The 16,577-nt window shown below is 46.0% G+C and carries 18 protein-coding genes; 13 read left to right on the forward strand and 5 right to left on the reverse strand.

Going from position 1 to position 16,577, the window contains the following annotated elements:
* The first annotated feature begins 256 nt into the window (after positions 1 to 256).
* Positions 257 to 775, forward strand: coding sequence for an NUDIX hydrolase (locus R7R78_RS14200; RefSeq protein ID WP_005374021.1), 519 nt, complete (start codon positions 257 to 259; stop codon positions 773 to 775).
* Positions 776 to 1,210: 435 nt separating this feature from the next.
* On the opposite strand, the gene R7R78_RS14205 is transcribed toward R7R78_RS14200, so the two are convergent.
* From R7R78_RS14205 to flgA, 4 genes are all read right to left on the reverse strand, one after another.
* Positions 1,211 to 1,957, reverse strand: a complete 747-nt coding sequence (locus R7R78_RS14205; protein ID WP_042523341.1) for a lytic transglycosylase domain-containing protein — start codon at positions 1,955 to 1,957, stop codon at positions 1,211 to 1,213.
* Complete coding sequence (gene flgN, locus R7R78_RS14210; RefSeq protein ID WP_005374018.1) at positions 1,938 to 2,375, reverse strand: flagellar export chaperone FlgN; 438 nt, start codon at positions 2,373 to 2,375, stop codon at positions 1,938 to 1,940. Before flgN ends, R7R78_RS14205 begins: the two co-directional genes overlap by 20 nt.
* Before the next feature lie 20 nt (positions 2,376 to 2,395).
* On the reverse strand, positions 2,396 to 2,677 hold the full coding sequence (gene flgM / locus R7R78_RS14215; protein WP_005374016.1) for a flagellar biosynthesis anti-sigma factor FlgM: 282 nt from the start codon (positions 2,675 to 2,677) through the stop codon (positions 2,396 to 2,398).
* A 135-nt stretch (positions 2,678 to 2,812) separates the two neighbouring features.
* Complete coding sequence (gene flgA / locus R7R78_RS14220) at positions 2,813 to 3,610, reverse strand: flagellar basal body P-ring formation chaperone FlgA (protein ID WP_031777223.1); 798 nt, start codon at positions 3,608 to 3,610, stop codon at positions 2,813 to 2,815.
* A gap of 77 nt (positions 3,611 to 3,687) precedes the next feature.
* On the opposite strand from flgA, the gene flgB reads away from it, so the two are divergent.
* The 12 genes from flgB to R7R78_RS14280 are packed head-to-tail and all read left to right on the forward strand — an operon-like array spanning position 3,688 to position 13,678.
* Positions 3,688 to 4,050 carry a flagellar basal body rod protein FlgB gene (flgB, locus tag R7R78_RS14225; protein ID WP_005374013.1) on the forward strand — a complete coding sequence of 121 codons (363 nt, stop codon included), beginning with the start codon at positions 3,688 to 3,690 and terminating at the stop codon, positions 4,048 to 4,050.
* Between the two features lie 2 nt (positions 4,051 to 4,052).
* Positions 4,053 to 4,487 (forward strand): flagellar basal body rod protein FlgC, encoded by a 435-nt coding sequence (gene flgC / locus R7R78_RS14230; protein WP_005374012.1) that lies wholly within the window; start codon positions 4,053 to 4,055, stop codon positions 4,485 to 4,487.
* Positions 4,487 to 5,170, forward strand: coding sequence for a flagellar hook assembly protein FlgD (gene flgD / locus R7R78_RS14235; RefSeq protein ID WP_005384410.1), 684 nt, complete (start codon positions 4,487 to 4,489; stop codon positions 5,168 to 5,170). The genes flgC and flgD overlap by 1 nt, the downstream gene beginning before the upstream one ends.
* A gap of 27 nt (positions 5,171 to 5,197) precedes the next feature.
* Positions 5,198 to 6,394 carry a flagellar hook protein FlgE gene (flgE, locus tag R7R78_RS14240; RefSeq protein ID WP_017635110.1) on the forward strand — a complete coding sequence of 399 codons (1,197 nt, stop codon included), beginning with the start codon at positions 5,198 to 5,200 and terminating at the stop codon, positions 6,392 to 6,394.
* A 12-nt stretch (positions 6,395 to 6,406) separates the two neighbouring features.
* Positions 6,407 to 7,138 (forward strand): flagellar basal-body rod protein FlgF, encoded by a 732-nt coding sequence (gene flgF / locus R7R78_RS14245; RefSeq protein ID WP_005374009.1) that lies wholly within the window; start codon positions 6,407 to 6,409, stop codon positions 7,136 to 7,138.
* Between the two features lie 24 nt (positions 7,139 to 7,162).
* On the forward strand, positions 7,163 to 7,948 hold the full coding sequence (gene flgG / locus R7R78_RS14250) for a flagellar basal-body rod protein FlgG (RefSeq protein WP_005374008.1): 786 nt from the start codon (positions 7,163 to 7,165) through the stop codon (positions 7,946 to 7,948).
* A gap of 32 nt (positions 7,949 to 7,980) precedes the next feature.
* Positions 7,981 to 8,652 carry a flagellar basal body L-ring protein FlgH gene (flgH, locus tag R7R78_RS14255; protein WP_017635111.1) on the forward strand — a complete coding sequence of 224 codons (672 nt, stop codon included), beginning with the start codon at positions 7,981 to 7,983 and terminating at the stop codon, positions 8,650 to 8,652.
* Complete coding sequence (locus R7R78_RS14260; RefSeq protein ID WP_086026720.1) at positions 8,637 to 9,773, forward strand: flagellar basal body P-ring protein FlgI; 1,137 nt, start codon at positions 8,637 to 8,639, stop codon at positions 9,771 to 9,773. The genes flgH and R7R78_RS14260 overlap by 16 nt, the downstream gene beginning before the upstream one ends.
* 10 nt (positions 9,774 to 9,783) lie before the next feature.
* Entirely contained in the window at positions 9,784 to 10,332 is a 549-nt protein-coding gene (locus R7R78_RS14265; RefSeq protein WP_005384422.1) for a rod-binding protein, read from the forward strand.
* Positions 10,333 to 11,706, forward strand: coding sequence for a flagellar hook-associated protein FlgK (gene flgK / locus R7R78_RS14270; RefSeq protein ID WP_225473822.1), 1,374 nt, complete (start codon positions 10,333 to 10,335; stop codon positions 11,704 to 11,706). It begins immediately after the preceding gene.
* Positions 11,707 to 11,719: 13 nt separating this feature from the next.
* A complete protein-coding gene (flgL, locus tag R7R78_RS14275; RefSeq protein ID WP_005373998.1) occupies positions 11,720 to 12,619 on the forward strand; it encodes a flagellar hook-associated protein FlgL in 900 nt (299 codons plus the stop codon).
* 18 nt (positions 12,620 to 12,637) lie between these two features.
* Positions 12,638 to 13,678, forward strand: a complete 1,041-nt coding sequence (locus R7R78_RS14280; RefSeq protein ID WP_005373996.1) for a flagellin — start codon at positions 12,638 to 12,640, stop codon at positions 13,676 to 13,678.
* 88 nt (positions 13,679 to 13,766) lie between these two features.
* On the opposite strand, the gene R7R78_RS14285 is transcribed toward R7R78_RS14280, so the two are convergent.
* The gene (locus tag R7R78_RS14285) at positions 13,767 to 16,430 is read right to left on the reverse strand and encodes a DUF2339 domain-containing protein (protein WP_406707379.1); all 2,664 of its coding nucleotides are present in this window, start codon (positions 16,428 to 16,430) and stop codon (positions 13,767 to 13,769) included.
* Between the last annotated feature and the right edge of the window lie 147 nt (positions 16,431 to 16,577).

Consider the following 16,577-nt stretch of genomic DNA (forward strand, 5'->3'; position numbering starts at 1 on the left):
GGCGAGTATTGTATTGATTATAGGCAACTTTAAGAGATTATTGTCTTATCGATGTTAAAAGTAAGAGGGACGTATAAGAATTTAGATATTCTCATTTATTGCTGATTAGCACGTCACACTTCTGTTCTTGGCGTATTGTTGTGACGGTCATATCAATCACTTCCTGACAAGCGCTCGAACGTACCTGGCCTACAACAATGATTTAAAGTGTGAAATTCGGTAATATGCGCACAAAACATTGACCGTGGTATTTTCGATGAGACATTTAAAATCGACCGTTCATCCAGACATAGAGCATTTGGATGACAAAATTGTTTTTCAGCGCAATGCAGCGCGAGCCATTGTACTTGATGGTGAAGATGTGCTGTTGCTCTATACAGAACGTTACCATGACTACACGCTACCAGGCGGTGGTATTGATGATGGTGAAGATGTCATTGCTGGATTAGTCCGTGAATTAGAGGAAGAAACGGGCGCCCAAAATATACATGGTATTAAGCCTTTCGGAATCTTTGAGGAGTTTCGTCCGTGGTACAAGGATGACGCTGACGTGATGCACATGGTGTCGTATTGTTATACATGTAAAATCGAACGTGAGCTAGGCGAAACGGCGTATGAAGATTACGAAGTTAAAAATGGAATGCGCCCGGTATGGATGAACATACACGAAGCAATTGCACACAATGAAAAAACGATGGCAGAAAGCCCGAAAAAAGGCATGAGCATTGAGCGCGAAACGTTTTTACTTCAGTTGATTTCTAAAGAATTACTATAAACAGCTAGTTTGCATCATTACGACTTAGCTTCTGTTGGCGCTATTGTGGGCAAAGATTTTAGAGCAATAAAAAAGTCCGGACTCCCCCCCGGAACCCGGACTTATTCCAGACGCGCAAGCGAAGCGTCATCTTGATATGTTAGATTTGTTTCGAACTATGAAAACAATAGCTGTTTTACATTTAGTGTGTAAATAATTATTAGGTCTGACCATTGGTTTTCATGTTTTTTTGCAAACGCAATGTGACGCATATCTACCCAATTGCCAAGCGCAATTGGGGTGCTTTTTAGTAAACCACTACTCTTTCTTATCTTTGAGATACCTTACCTCAACTTTTTTGCACACGTTTGCATAGAGATCACGAGTTTTCAAATTCGCCGAACAGGATCTTGTGATTTTACGTTTCTCTGACATTGAGCTCTGTCGTAGCTTTTATCACAAATTAACTAGCGGAGGCAGTCGGCTAAAGTCGACCAGCGGTTGTGAAATCATAGGAGCGTCTGGAGCAAATAAGAGTAAAGGTTGAAATGATGAGGATTGTAACTGACCGATATCTATCAACTTTTCCAATGCATAGAAGCGGCTGACATATTGGCGAGTCTCGTTAGGCAGCGTGAGTTGTTGGAAATCTCGACTTCCTGCTCGCTGAATAGCACGTGCAACACGTCCTTCTCCGGCATTGTATGCAGCTAAAGTGAGAGCCATATTTTGATCGAATTTGTTGTATAAAAACGCCAGGTACTTGAGCGCGGCCGTTGTGCTAGCTTCTGTGTCAAAGCGATCGTCTTGTTTTGTATTTATCGTTAATCCGAAACGTTTCGCTGTGGCTGGTATCAGTTGCCAAAGTCCGGCGGCGTTAGCGTGAGAAACGGCTTTGGGGTTGTAAGAAGATTCTAACATTGGCACTAAGGCTAGGCTATTTGGTAATGAGTGGTTTTGAAGCTGTTTGAAAATGTGGTTAATTACCGGTTTGGATGAATCGAGACGCTTGGCAATTTGTGGCTTGTATGGGGCTAATACTTGATACTGCGTTTGAATATCGACAGCATTTGGTTTTGCCTGGCATGTGAATGGAAGGTAGGACAGAAAGGCAATAAAAATAAAAAGGCCTACAGTACTCAGCCGAGATGGCGACTGAATCTGTAGGCAAGACGAACATCGTTTAGAACGATTTATCTTCATAAGTGTGTTGCACAGGTTGTTTGAGTTGACTGACCAACTCATGGAACGCCGCAGAGCTGTGGCCATTGCTCTGATTGTATTGTTGGCACTGACTTACCAACGTTTCCAATAGCGCCCATTGTTTTCTAGCTTGCATACCTATTTGGGCAGGCAAAGCGTTGAAAATTCGTTTTACGCTGGCGTCATTACACGCTAACCCCAGCGCTCGCATACACTGGCTTCTGTCATTGGCGGAGCGGCTGAGTTTATTGAGTATCGGCATTTGTTTCTGAACATTGTCGTTCAGTGCCTCTCCATCAAACTTTAAGTACAATACCTTTTGCTGCTGAAGCAAAGGAAGCAGTTGTTGATAAAGCTTAATATCCTCAGATATAGAGCGAACAAATTGTTGAATTCGCTGCGATACTGCGCTTGCCATGATGTCTTCCTAGCGTTTTATTACTCGTGACCTGTATGGAACTGCATGATTGCCTTGGATAGCACTTTTGTATCTAGGCTAAGTTCACCACGCGCTAATGCGTTGCGTACTTGTTCTACTTTTTCCATATCAACATCAGGTAGTGATGCCATTTCAGCTTGAGCGCGATCTATCGCTACGGTATTCGCTTGAAATGCAGGCTCGTGTACTTTGCTCTGTTCGACGACGTCGACAGGCTGTTTGCTTGCTTGCTGTAATTTTGTTTGTGGGACATGACCGCCCGCGACTTTGTCGATTTTCATGCTGTGGTCCTCATCATCATGTTCTAAATTAAGTAGGCGGTTAGAATGTGATAAACATTAAATATTTTTTTGTACTCGAAGTTCAGTGTTACTGACGAGAGCCAAAATTAAAAAATGTTACCCCGAGTCAAAAAATCAAAATTGAGTATGAACCTGGTTTAATCCAGTTACGACTGCTCTTATGACCTTGCCCGAACTTGGGTTTTCCACGTCAATTTGTTGCCCTTTCGCTCCATCTTCTAAGGCGACTCCTTTTGTGCTGGCACTAAATCCATTCTTGCTCGCAATGACTATGACTTCATTGCCTTTCTCGATTAGAGGTGGGGCCGACAAATTGGATGGATTAACCACTTGTCCAGCCCGCAAACGACGAGAGGTTTCTAAGCCTACTGCTTGCTCGGGGCGAGTATAAAAATCGTCTTGGCGAGAGATGGTTCGGGTTTCAAGCTTTATGTGTTTAGCCGTTACGACTTCATTTCGGCCAACCGTGGTTGTCGCGACTAAAACAGGCAGAGTCAGCGAAGACTTTATCGTAACGTTAATTCGCCATGGTGATGCGATATTGTCGCAGCTGACTGAGCGCTTGAGGTTACCGACTGGCAACGTGTTGTTGTCACGACCTGTGATAACTAAAGGCGATTGACATTCTGGCAAGTGATTGGCAGAACCGGGCACCCACATGTCGAAGTCCAGTTTGTACTCCCCCCACTGATTGGAGAGCGCTACGCGATCCACCTCTTGTTCGAAATCCGTTGCTACAACGGATTTTATCTCTTCAACGCTGAGGGTTTTGTCATTGGTGTTGGCGAATGCTTGTTCTGATGTCAAAGCGAGTAACGTCAGCATTATTGTTGAGGAAGTGGACACTTTCCTCTTGTTTTTAATGCTTTCCGAGAACCGGAAGTTTGGCTTCCATCCTTGTTTATAAGTCATTGATATATATAGATATTTTTTATGGCACGTATCTTGTTTGTATGTTGGCGTATTCGAGCCAACTGTAAGGAAGATGCATGGCGATCACATTTGAAAATGCTTTAGGAGTACATCCAGAGGCACTTAATTTTCGCGTTCAGCGTACCAAAGTCCTCGCCAGTAACCTAGCAAATGTTGACACCCCTGGGTATTTGGCGAAAGACCTAAGTTTCACCACCGTAATGAACCAAGTAACGGCAGGTGGTGTGAACAAACCGGTGCCAAAGTTCCAGGTTCAGGCCCAATACTCGGTGCCTTACCAGAATAGCAAAAATGGCAACACCGTAGAGCTTGGTGTTGAACAAGCAAAATTCACGCAAAACAACATGGACTTTCAAACTAGCCTGACGTTTCTCAACATGAAATTTAATGGCTTAGCGAAAGCGATTGAGGGACGTTAATTATGTCATTCACTGATATTTACTCGATCACTGGTTCCGCGATGACAGCACAAACTGTGCGTCTGAATACGGTAGCCAGTAACTTAGCAAACGCAGATGCAGTATCTGCAAATCCAGAAGATGCTTATAAAGCGCTTAAGCCAGTATTTGCGACTGTGTACCAAAAAACGCAAATGACAACAGAAAATGGAGCTTATCCCAATGCAGAAGTTCGCATTGTTGACGTTGTTAAAAATGCTGGAGATGCAGAGAAGCGTTTTGAGCCGAACAACCCACTGGCTAATGATGAAGGCTATGTGTTTTACCCAGATATTGATGTAGTTGCTGAAATGGCAGACATGATGTCCGCAACACGCAGCTTCGAAACGAATGTTGAAGTATTAGCCAATGTAAAAAGTATGCAGCAAGGTCTGCTTAGATTAGGGCAGGGCAGCTAATGAGTATTGCACAATACACCCCTTTATCGTCTGACGCTCCAGTAAATACAAAAGCAAAAGACAGCAACGGTATCTCACCAAACCCTAAAGACATGAACAGCGCTTCTTCATTGGAGAATGAGTTTATTTCTTTGATGGTGGCTCAAATTCAAAACCAAGACCCACTTAATCCCCTTGATGGTACGGAATACGTTGGTCAATTGGCTCAGTTCTCGCAGGTACAAAGTACCGAGAATATGTCTAAGACAATGCAACAGAGCATGGTGTTACTGGACAACATGCAAGTGCTGTCAACAGCGGGCCTTGTTGGGCAAACGGTTTACGTCAATGCGGATGAATTTCAGCTTGGTGAAGACGTACAAAACGGAAAAATCGAACTCGCTCATAGCTCAAACCAAGTCACGTTAGTTGTTAAAGATGAATTTGGTCAATCAACTAAAGTGCCACTAGGTGCTCACGGCAAAGGTGACGTCGACTTTTCAATTAATCCTGAAGAACTTGGTCTTAAACCAGGCAAATACTCAGTGGCCGTAGAAGTGCAAGAAGGGCAAGCAAGTCCAAATGTGCTGATGGCAGGCACTGTTGAGCAAGTGCGCATTCCTAATACCGGTGGCGCAGCATTAGTCAATGTCCATGGCGTTGGCAACGTTCCTTTCTATCAAATCACTCAGTTTGGTGCTTAACCAAATACGGAAATCAGAGGTCTATTTATGAGTTTTAACATCGCACTAAGTGGTCTGGACGCGACCAACACAGAGCTAAACACAATCAGCCACAACATTGCCAACGCATCAACGTATGGTTTTAAAGGTGGCCGCACAGAATTCTCCGCTGTATATAACGGCATGCAACCTGGTGGTGTGGAAGTCGCGTCAATTTCACAGAACTTCGACAAAGACGGCAGTATCACAGGAACTGGCCGTGCGATGGACCTAGCTATTAATGGCGGTGGCTTTTTTGTTACTAAAGATAATATGGGCCAAATGTTGTACACACGTTCAGGTGTGTTCTCAACGGATAAGAACAACTTTGTTACGGCTAACAGCGGTGCAAAGCTTCAAGGTTACAGTGTCGATAGCAACAACAACCTAATGACAGGTTCTGTGGGTAATATTCAGGTATCGACTTCCTCACTGAATGCTAAAGCAACAGATAGCTTAGATTTTGTTGCGAACTTCGACGCAAGCGCGTCTGTTATTGATAAAGCCGTAACGCCATTCAATCCAAAAGATCCAAGCTCATTTAACTCGTCTTACACAACAAAAGTTTACGACTCATTGGGTAACTCGCACACGGTAACTCAGTACTTTACTAAGACTGCTTCTAACTCGTGGGAAGTGAACGTTCAAGTAGATGGCGGTACAACGCCAGTAGCAACTGTGCCTGTAACGTTTGGTAAAGATGGCTCGCTTTCAACACCGACTGCGCCGTTTAATGTTTCATTCCCTGCAGCAGGCGCGAACGCGATGAGTGTAGATATTAACCTGAAAGGCAGCACACAATTTGGTGCAGCTTTTGGCGTAAGTACTAATAGCCCTAACGGTTACACGTCAGGTGAACTTGCAGGTGTACGCGTTGAAGGTAACGGCATGGTTTACGCGACTTACACTAACGGCCAATCACAGCTACAAGGTCAGGTTGTTCTTGCTGATTTTGCAAACACACAAGGCTTAGCGAAAGTGAGTGGAACATCATGGACTCAAAGCTTTAGCTCAGGTGCTCCAATTATGGGTGTTCCGGGGTCAGGTACGATGGGTGACCTAACTCCGGGTGCATTAGAAGGTTCTAACGTTGACTTAACCAGCGAGCTTGTTGCTCTAATGACTGCACAACGCAACTACCAAGCAAACGCAAAGACAATTTCTACCAGCGACAAGCTTACTCAAGCTTTGTTTAACGCGGTGTAATGGGAGTTTTGCATGGATAGTTTGTTATTTACGGCAACGTCGGGTGCCAGCCGAGTTCTTAAAGCGCAGCACGTTCGTTCAAACAACTTATCAAATGCTGATACTGCGGGTTTTCGAGCGGATATGGAGCGTGTGCGTAGTGTAGAGATGCAAGGCCCAGGTTTTGATGGTCGCACTATGGTTGTGACCAACTCTGCCTCAACACGTTTCGACGCTGGCGATATTGTGAAAACAGGACGTCCGTTGGACGTTGCGGTTATGGGTGAGGGGTATCTCTCTGTAGAAACCCCAGCGGGTAACGAAGCTTACACCCGTGCAGGCAATATTCAGGTCGATACTTTTGGCGCTCTAACAATCAATGGGTTCCCTGTCCTCGGTGACAATGGTCCTTTGGTTGTGCCGGATTATCAAAAGATTGAAATCAGCGAGCGTGGTCAAGTCTCAGTGATCCCACCAGGTGGCGGTGCAGAAATTGTGGCAGGCACTTTGAAGTTGGTTAAACCGGAAATTAATCAACTGCAAAAAGAGAGCGATAGCTTGCTGCACAGCGTAGATGGCGTGCCATTCGCGGCAGATGAAACCGTGCAACTCTCTCCTGAGCACATTGAGGGCAGTAACGTATCTGCTATTGATGAATTGGTTAGTGTGATGTCGCTGACGCGCAACTTTGAAATGCAAGTTCGCATGATGAAAACGGCGGAAACTCTAGCAAAAGCTGGTAACAAATTAATGGCGGCGAGCTAAGTCTCGCCCCGCAAGGAGTAAAAAATGCATTCAGCATTATGGGTAAGTAAAACAGGCATGGCAGCGCAAGACACGAAGATGACTGCCATTTCTAACAACCTAGCAAACGTAAACACGGTTGGCTTTAAGCGTGACCGAGTCGTATTTGAAGACCTTTTCTACAGCATTCAGCGTCAACCAGGCGCTCAAGTAGACCAAGTTAACGAACTACCAAGTGGTATTCAGCTAGGTAGCGGTGTTCGCGTTGTTGGCACACAAAAAGTGTTCACGCAAGGTAATACCCAAAACACAACGCAAGAGTTGGATCTTGCTGTAATGGGTCAGGGTTTCTTCCAAATAGAAAACTCGGACGGACAGATCATGTATACACGTAATGGTCAGTTCCATCGAAACTCAGAAGGCTTAATGGTGAACAGTCAGGGCCTGCCTTTAGAGCCTCAAATCCAGATCCCTGACAATGCGGTCTCTTTCTCTGTGGGTGTTGATGGCACCGTGACTACAACAACAGCAGACGATCCAACACCTCAGCAGCTTGGTCAAATTACACTTGCAAAATTCATCAATCCAGCAGGCTTAGAGGCCATGGGTGGCAACTTATTCCGTGAAACGGAAGCTAGCGGTCCAGCTGATGAGCTGATTGCAGGAGCTGATGGTGCCGGCATTATCAAGCAAGGTGCACTGGAAGGGTCAAACGTACAAGTAGTAGAAGAGATGGTCGACATGATCACCACTCAACGTGCGTATGAGATGAATGCGAAAGTGGTCTCTGCTGCAGATGACATGCTGAAGTTTGTTTCGCAATCAATGTAAGTATGAAATTGGTGATGATGAAGGAAAAAGCAATGAAATGGCTTTCTAAGAGTTGGGCAGTAGCCGCCGTGTTGCTGGTGGGATGTGCTGGCCGTCAGGAATTTATTCCGCCTGAGCCGAATGCTGAGGAATATGCACCACCAACGCTCGATTACACGCTGCCGGAAACCCAATCTGGTAGCCTTTATCGTCACCAATACACGATGACTCTGTTCCAGGATCGTCGTGCTTACCGAGTTGGCGATGTATTAACGGTTCAATTATCAGAAGAAACCTCATCGAGTAAAAATGCGGGTACTAAGTTCGGTAAAAGTTCAGCAATTAACTTTGTGGCGCCGACCATAGGCACGAAAACTATCGATGAGTTAGGGGTTAGCGTGGATGGCAAACGTAACTTCGATGGCAGTGCATCAAGTTCACAAGGCAACAAGCTTCAAGGTGCCATTACGGTAACGGTACACGAAGTATTACCTAATGGCGTATTGCGTATCAGCGGTGAAAAATGGCTTCGTCTGAATCAAGGCGACGAGTTTATTCGTCTAACCGGTATCGTCCGTGTGGATGATATTAACCGCAGTAACCAAGTTTCTTCTCAACGAATTGCTGATGCAAGAATTACCTACGCAGGTCGCGGAGCGCTAGCTGACAGCAACGCAGCCGGGTGGCTAACTCAGTTCTTCAACAGCCCATGGGTACCTTTCTAATGAAGACAATGCAATCTTTCTTTATGTCTCTCCTATTGGTGTTGACCTTGGGACTACCAGGCACTTCACGTGCTGAAGCGGAAATTCCGATCATGGACTTGGTCGATGTTCGCGGCATTCGAGAAAACCAACTGGTTGGTTATGGTTTGGTAGTTGGCTTAGCCGGCCAAGGTGACCGAAACCAAGTGAAATTTACCTCTCAATCTATTACCAACATGCTACGTCAGTTTGGGGTTCAAATTGATGACAGTATGAACCCTAAGCTACGAAATGTGGCTTCTGTGAGTGTGACAGCGTCCGTTGACCCAATGGCAGGCCCAGGACAAACGTTGGATGTGGTTGTGTCTTCAATCGGTGATGCAAAGAGCCTTCGCGGTGGTACGTTATTGCTAACGCCTTTACGTGGTATTGATGGCGAAGTGTACGCGATTGCGCAAGGTAACGTGGTTGTGGGCGGCTTATCTGCAGAGGGGCGAAGTGGCTCCAAAGTAGAAGTAAACACACCAACGGCGGGTCGCGTTCCGAATGGTGCGACTTTAGAGAGAGAAATCAAAACTGATTTCAACCAACGTGATGAAATCACCCTAAACCTGCGCAAGCCTAGCTTCACTACAGCAAAAAATATTGCGCGTGAAATTAACAACACTTTTGGGCCTAACGTTGCAGTTGCGATCAATAAAGCGCGCATTGATATGCGTGCACCAAAAGATACACAGCAGCGTGTCGTCATGATGTCGATGCTTGAAGAAATGAGCGTCGTTGAAGGCCGTAAACCTGCTCGTATTGTCTTTAACTCTCGCACTGGCACCGTAGTGATCGGTAAGAGTGTCAAAGTGAGTGAAGCAGCAGTAAGTCACGGTAACTTGACCGTGCGAATTTCTGAATCACAACAAGTTAGTCAGCCTAATGCGTTTGCAAATGGCGATACGAAAGTCGTTAACCAAACGGACCTTGATGTGAATGAAGATCTCGCTCAGATGGTGATTTGGCCTCCAGGCACGGAACTTAACACCATAGTTAATGCGGTAAATAGTTTAGGTGCCACGCCTACAGACTTGATGTCTATCCTGCAAGCTTTGAGTGAAGCGGGTGCATTGAACGCTGAATTGGTCGTGATATAAGGAGTTAAGGATGAAGCTAGACAGTACCAATGAACAAACTCAGTTAAATTCGATGCTTTATCACGACAACAGTGCATTGGCTAACATCAAGCATAGTCGTGATCAAGAAGGCGCACTTGAAGTCGTCGCAGGTCAATTTGAGGCAATGTTCCTACAAATGGTGTTACGCCAAATGCGTAGCAGTAGTGACGCTCTTGCTGATAAAGACAGCCCGTTTGCCAGTCAGCAACAAGGGGTATTCCGTGATATGTATGACGGTCAGCTGGCGATGGAACTAGCAAAGAAACAGAGCTCAGGCATTGCCAATATGCTCATCCAGCAGCTGAGCCCGTCTATGCGTGAGGTTGCTTTCGATGCTGCGCGCAACATCTCATCCGCTAACGATGGTAAAGGTTCGAATTCTGAATCTATCTCACAAGTAGATTCTAAAGAGGTGGAGAAGAATTCAAGCCTATTTAATACCGCTTCTCAAGCCGTCGCCTCTGTTAAACAGGTATTCGGTGAGGCCGGTATGACTACCGCGTTTTCTCAGCCGTTGATCAGAAAAATGGAGCTGTAAATGAACCTAGTTAATATTGCCCTTTCAGGTTTAGGCGCGAACCGTGTGGCCCTAGACGTAACCGCGCAAAACGTGGCAAACGTGAATACCGTGGGTTACAGTCGTCAACAAGCGTTGATGGCGTCTGTCGATGATGGTAAAGCCAATCGCTTAAGTCCAGGTTTAGGGGTAGAAGTCACTAGCATTCGCCGCGTTACTGATCAATTTCTGATTAAGCAAACGTGGTCGACTAACAGTATGGCGGCATACGCATCTGGATACACCAGTAACATGAGTCAGCTGGAGAATACGCTTGGTGCCGATGGTTTCAGTATATCGGCTGGCTTGGACTCGCTAAACGCTGCGCTTAACGATGCGACCGTTAAGCCGGAATCCATACCTTACCGCCAGCAGATCATTAACGAATCTGAAGCTTTGGCCCGCCGTTTTAATACGCTTACCGAATCTTTATACAATCAACATAAAGACATGAGCGATCAACGTAATGCAGCGCTTAACCACGCGAATAGCCTTATGGACAATATCGCGAAGGTGAACAAGCAACTGGTAGAGATGCAAGGTACAGGTGGTAACCCATCACAGTTAATGGATGAACGAGATAGGTTAATCGGTGAGTTATCTCAAACCATTGAAATCAAAACAACACAGCAGCATGACGGCAGTGTTCAGGTCACACTAACCTCTGGTCAACCGCTTGTGATGGGTACGGACCATGGCAAACTGGAAGCCATTCCTGACCCGAGTGATCCTTACTTGGCGGACTTACACGTCACGTTCTCGAATCAAAGTTTTGCGATTGGTGACTCGCTTGGTGGCAAATTAGGTGCGATTAATGACTATCAAACCGAAGTGTTGAAACCAAACCAATTGGCTCTGAATGACATGGCGAAAGCTCTCGCGGATGAATACAACGCCGTGCTTGCGACTGGCAAAGACTTAAATGGCAACCCAGGTAAACCTTTGTTCAGCTATGACCCAGCAAACCCTGCAGCCAGTTTGGATATTACCAAGCTAACTCCAGATGAGCTTGCGTTCTCAAGTGATGGAACACCTGGTAACGCAGATGCGTTGCAATCATTGATCGAGTTAAGCAACAAGCCAGTGGCGGTATCAGGTTACGGCTCAGTAAGCTTGAACGATGCCTTTAGTTCAATGGTGGGTCAAACCGCAATTAAAGCACGCCAAGCTAATGCTGATTATCAAGCGAAGTTAGCCATGAACAAGCAAGCGCACGCAGCTCGCGATAATGTTAGTTCCGTAAACAGCGATGAAGAAGCGGCTAACCTAATGATGTTTGCTAATGCGCACAATGCCAACATGAAAGTGATCAGCACAGCAAATCAACTGCTCGATTCTATTCTGCAGTTATTCTAAGAGGAAAGTTTAGATGCGAATTAGTGACAATCAATTTAGTCAAATGATGTTGCACAGCTTGCAGAGCAATAGCGCGGGATTAGGCGAAGCTCTGCAACAGATGTCTACTGGCAAGCGCTTGACCAAGCTGTCTGACGATCCAATGGCTTCGATCAAGTTGCTTAACTTAGACCGAGAAACCAGTGCGATTGCTCAGTACAAAAACAACATTGAAAACGTAAAAACGACGCTATCGAGTCAAGAAACCCATTTAGATTCGATCAAAGAAAGCTTAAAAAGCATGCGAGACATCGCGCTTTGGGGTGCGAACGGCTCTCTTACTGACGAAAGTCGTGGCGGTATGATTACAGAGCTTAAGAGTTACCGTGACTCTATTGAGTCGTCTTTTAACGCGCAGGATGAAGAAGGGCACTACCTTTTCTCTGGTACTAAAACGGATACTGCGGCTGTAAGTAAAGCGAGCGGCAGCTACGTAATTGAAGGTAATAGTGACAAGCGCGTAGTAACAATTGCTAAAGGTGTCACGATGGATTCCAATATGACTGCAAAAGAAATATTGGACCTTGGGGGAGGCCATAACGTGCTTAACCAAATTGATGCGCTGATCAAAGAGTTTGAGAGCCCTACCGCCAACTTCAGAGCTGAAGTTGAGGCGAGTATCAGCGCTATCGACGATACTTTTTCAAACGTACTAGGGACCATGACTGAGATTGGTGGTCGACACAACAACTTAGATCTTGTTGGTGGCGCGCACAGTGAAAACAAGCTGTTCGTTGACAAAGTATCTGGAGACCTCTCTGCTCTGGACTATGGTGAAGCGTCGGTACGATTGAGTAATTACATGGCCGCTTTGCAAGCAACGCAAGCAAGCTATGTGAAGATCGATGGTTTGTCGCTGTTTGACCGTTTATAAGGTTAGGAAGTTCTTTTTATGGTAATGAGTACAGTAGAGGTTAGACCCCATAGCATACGCTTAGGTGGACAAGAACAAGCCTCTATCATGCCGACCCGTTCTGCAGACTCAAGTACGGCAATTAAACCGCGCCCGGCGCAAATTCAGGCTGACACTGCGTCAGCCTACTCTGTATCTGGTATTCAGCTTACGCAGGGTCAGCAGCAAGCCACGGCGGTTCAGATCGCGTCCAAATCGCTGCAGGTGATTGGCAAAGAGCTCACGCAAATTAAACGTGGTTTGACGCAAGCTATTAATCAAGGCGTACAAAATGTTCCTGGTTTGCAGGATACATTGGTTCGATCTAAAGCCACCATCCAAAAAGTCGTTGAGCAAGCACGTTTCGATGGCCAGAAAGTCCTAAATAACGAACTGCACTTAAAACTGGATAAAGCGGACATTCGTCGCTTTTCTATTCCAGGTTTGAATGTTCATCGCTTAAGCGACAAGGCCGAGCAAATCCGTTTGGATTTTCCTCAAGGTCAAGCGGTGATGATTCAGTTTGATGGACAATCAGACGGTGAGCGAACGGTCAAAATGCTGGATCGCAGCTTGATTGCGTTAGGAATGCGAGCCTCATTAGCCGATGATGGCAGCATTTTATTTGAAGCCAGAGACAACGCTTATCAACAAATGCAACAAAAGGTGATGGTAACGGGGGAAGGGCACCGCTTCCCTGCGGGACAGCCTAACGTTTTGAACTTAAAGTCTGAGCCAGATGGTATTGCGGAGCTCGGGTTTGATCTAGGCTCACGCGACGGCATCAAGCAGACGATTGCCAAAGTAAATCAGCATCTGAAACAAGTTCAAACGAGCTTGCAGGAAGCGAAAGCTTTTCATGGTGAACTGAATACTCAAATGCGTTCTATCCAAACCAAAACCGCACAGCTTTCAGTCAATGAAGTGAATGCAAAACTGGATGGATTCATGCAAAAGTCTGGCGAGTTTACTTCAACTTTTCAGGCATTGAATGCGCAAGCAAACGTGCGTCGTCATACCGTGGTCGCTTTACTGAAGTAACGAACACTCCAATGATTCCCGGCTTTACACTGTTATCGTCCCCCAATAACGAAAACAGCGCACTGTCGGGAATCTCTCTTTGGCTCGTCTAGGGCTCGAGTGCTTTTGCCACCGAACGATTCAATTTCTGGAATAGCCATCCAAGTGCTATCAAAGACGCACCTAAGCCTAAGAAGCTTATTGCTCGCCAGAACCCATCGAGAGAGCTCACATCCCATAAGAATACTTTCAGTGCGACACAGGCAAGGACCACTAGACCGACACGCTGCATCATCAGCCCCTGTTGGGTCACGCCGCGCCAAGTAAGCAATCCACCTACGAGCAAGCCAGCCACTGAATAACTGAACAACTCTGCCATGCTGGTTGGCTGATACAGCATCATCGATGTGGTTTGCCAGAATTGACGGATAGACATCCCCAACCAAATGGCTGCAAGTAAAAAGCCTAGACTAGCAATCGCAAATCGATGAACTTGCAACGTATTCCAGCGCTTAAACGTTGCGATAAGCAGGATGCAAGCTGGTAACAGCCAGCCGATACTCAGCATGTTAAAGATGGGAAGTGCTTGTGCCGAGACGTTATCAGTCACCAACGGCGATTCTGCCGTATTAAGCAAAATAATCAATATAGCGAACGCGCACCAAAGCAAGTAACTATAGATTTCGTAGATACGGCTTAAGCGTTGAGCAAATTGGCTGCGGTAGCTGTATACCAAACCCATAACTAATGCTTGATTGGCAAAGACTGCCGCACTTGTGAAGTCGATGTGCCCCAAGTAACCATATTGCCCCGTTAACCAGTAGTTAGTTTGGGTGAACAATGCCATTAAGAATACATGTAAAAACGCCCCTTCAAACCAGTTGGTCAGTTCTCGGTCCACTTGTTTTAGTGTTGAACGAGCATAAGACAAGATGAAGAGAGAAGGCATATAACTCACCAGAACCCAAGCCCAATGCCCAGCTTCTACCGGTTGCCATTCGGGGATGAAAGGTAGCAGCGTGAGTCGGATAACCAGTATTCCCATTGTCACTTTAATCGCCCAACTCGCAGGTCGAAATAACCCGACTTGAGCCTGTAAGGCCATTATCGCAACTTGTATTGAGATTGCTGTTGTTAACCAAGTATCGCTCAACCAAACAAAAGCAATACCTATGATTAAAGCATGCATAACGGCAGAGCATTCTAATGCCAACGAACGTGCACGCTGACCAAGCACAACGTAGTAAGTGGCCATCAATGCGCAGAATGCAGTCCAATACCACAGGTAGCCCTGCATAAATTCGTCAATATAAAACAACGTAATTAAGCTCATCGCGGGAGCCAGTACCAGCAGAAGCAGCCCACTGAGTTGCGAACGGTCACTAAGTGATTGGCAATATGTTCGATAGCAGATCAGCGCAATACTCACCGCCAATGCGAATAGGATGCTAGCTTCTCGCTCTACCATATACAGCGCATCAAAAGCGATGGTAAGAACTATCAGCGCGGTTGCTGAGACGAGTATGGATGGCAAAAATACACGTAATGACCAGCCTGTACGAAGTGCTGGTAGCCAGATGCTCGCAACAAGCAGCGTATAACAGTACGCCATTTGTAGAGTGTTCAGCTCCGGCATTCTGGTGACGGCAGAAAAGGTCAATAAAGCAGTTGCGAGAGCGGTAGCGGTCGGCGAGTTTGTCCACTTGCTTTGATAGTGACGAAAGCGAGGATTGAGCATCCAACCCATTCTCGGAACCGCGAAAATGAGATACAAAGTGATGGAGAGATAAATCGCGAGCCACGAGAACAACAGTTCTGTTGGTGTACTCTCAATTAACAGCAACATCCAAATGACATGTGGAATCGCGATACTTGGCGTAATCCATGACCTACGCACTTTTTGCATCAATAAGGTCGCCGCGAACGAAATTGCGCAGATGTATCCGGCTAACAAAAAGTAGTTGGGTTCATTACCCCCAATCCACAGTGGTGCTGTGTAGCCACCAATTAAGCCAAGCACGGCCATTAACGGCCCTTGTCGCAATGATAATGCTAAACTGAAAAATGCCGCTGAAGCCAAGATGATCAACGAGATACTCGGCGTTAGCATTTGATAAACCACAAAGGCAAAAATGACGGTGCAGTAAATGCCCGTTAATCCCGTACCGGTAACAGCAGCAGGAACATACGTAAAGCCTTGGGCTCGTGCTGCCCGTTGCGGATTCTGTTGTTCTTTACGGTGAAACCACTCGCCAACAAGCACCATAAGTAATGAGATCACAAAGGCAAAGGACACTCGCATAAATGGCGAAAACTGGATGTGACTACCAATCACCTGTACGAGATAACCTCCACCGATCAGCATGGCCAATGCGCCTACCCAAACCAACCAATTTTCTTGAATGTTGCTAAGCAGGCTCTGAACTTTACTCTGAAGGAATGACTCATTTTCTTGACTAAAAACATCCAGTTGCACTTCTCTTGTCTGGGCGTACCCTTGATTCGCAGCGCTCTGGTCCAAGTCTAGGTTGGCAGCTGGATCATGTTCCCCAGAGGATGAGACATTTTTCTGTGGTGATTCTATGTGAGGTGACGTCGCTACAGATGGTGTGTCTTTTTCGATGCTGGATTGTTGGTGCGCTTGTGGGTTTGAGCCCCCATGGACACTGGCTCGTAGTGATGTGACTTCCTCACGAAGTTTGGTTAGTTCTTTTTCTAAAAGTGCAGCTCGGTTGGCGGCTTTCACTCCGATGAGGATGGCGAGACACGCCATGAACAGTGCTAGTATTACGTACAATCCATTTCTCCTTGCGTACGTCGCGTGACCCACGATTCTTAACTTTGAGCACTTACGCTAAAGCTTAGTTCATGCTCTATGCCTTAGCCTCATATAGTGCTAGGTTCCGCGCTTTCTTCAGAA

The sequence above is a fragment of the Vibrio sp. 2134-1 genome, from assembly GCF_033339495.1.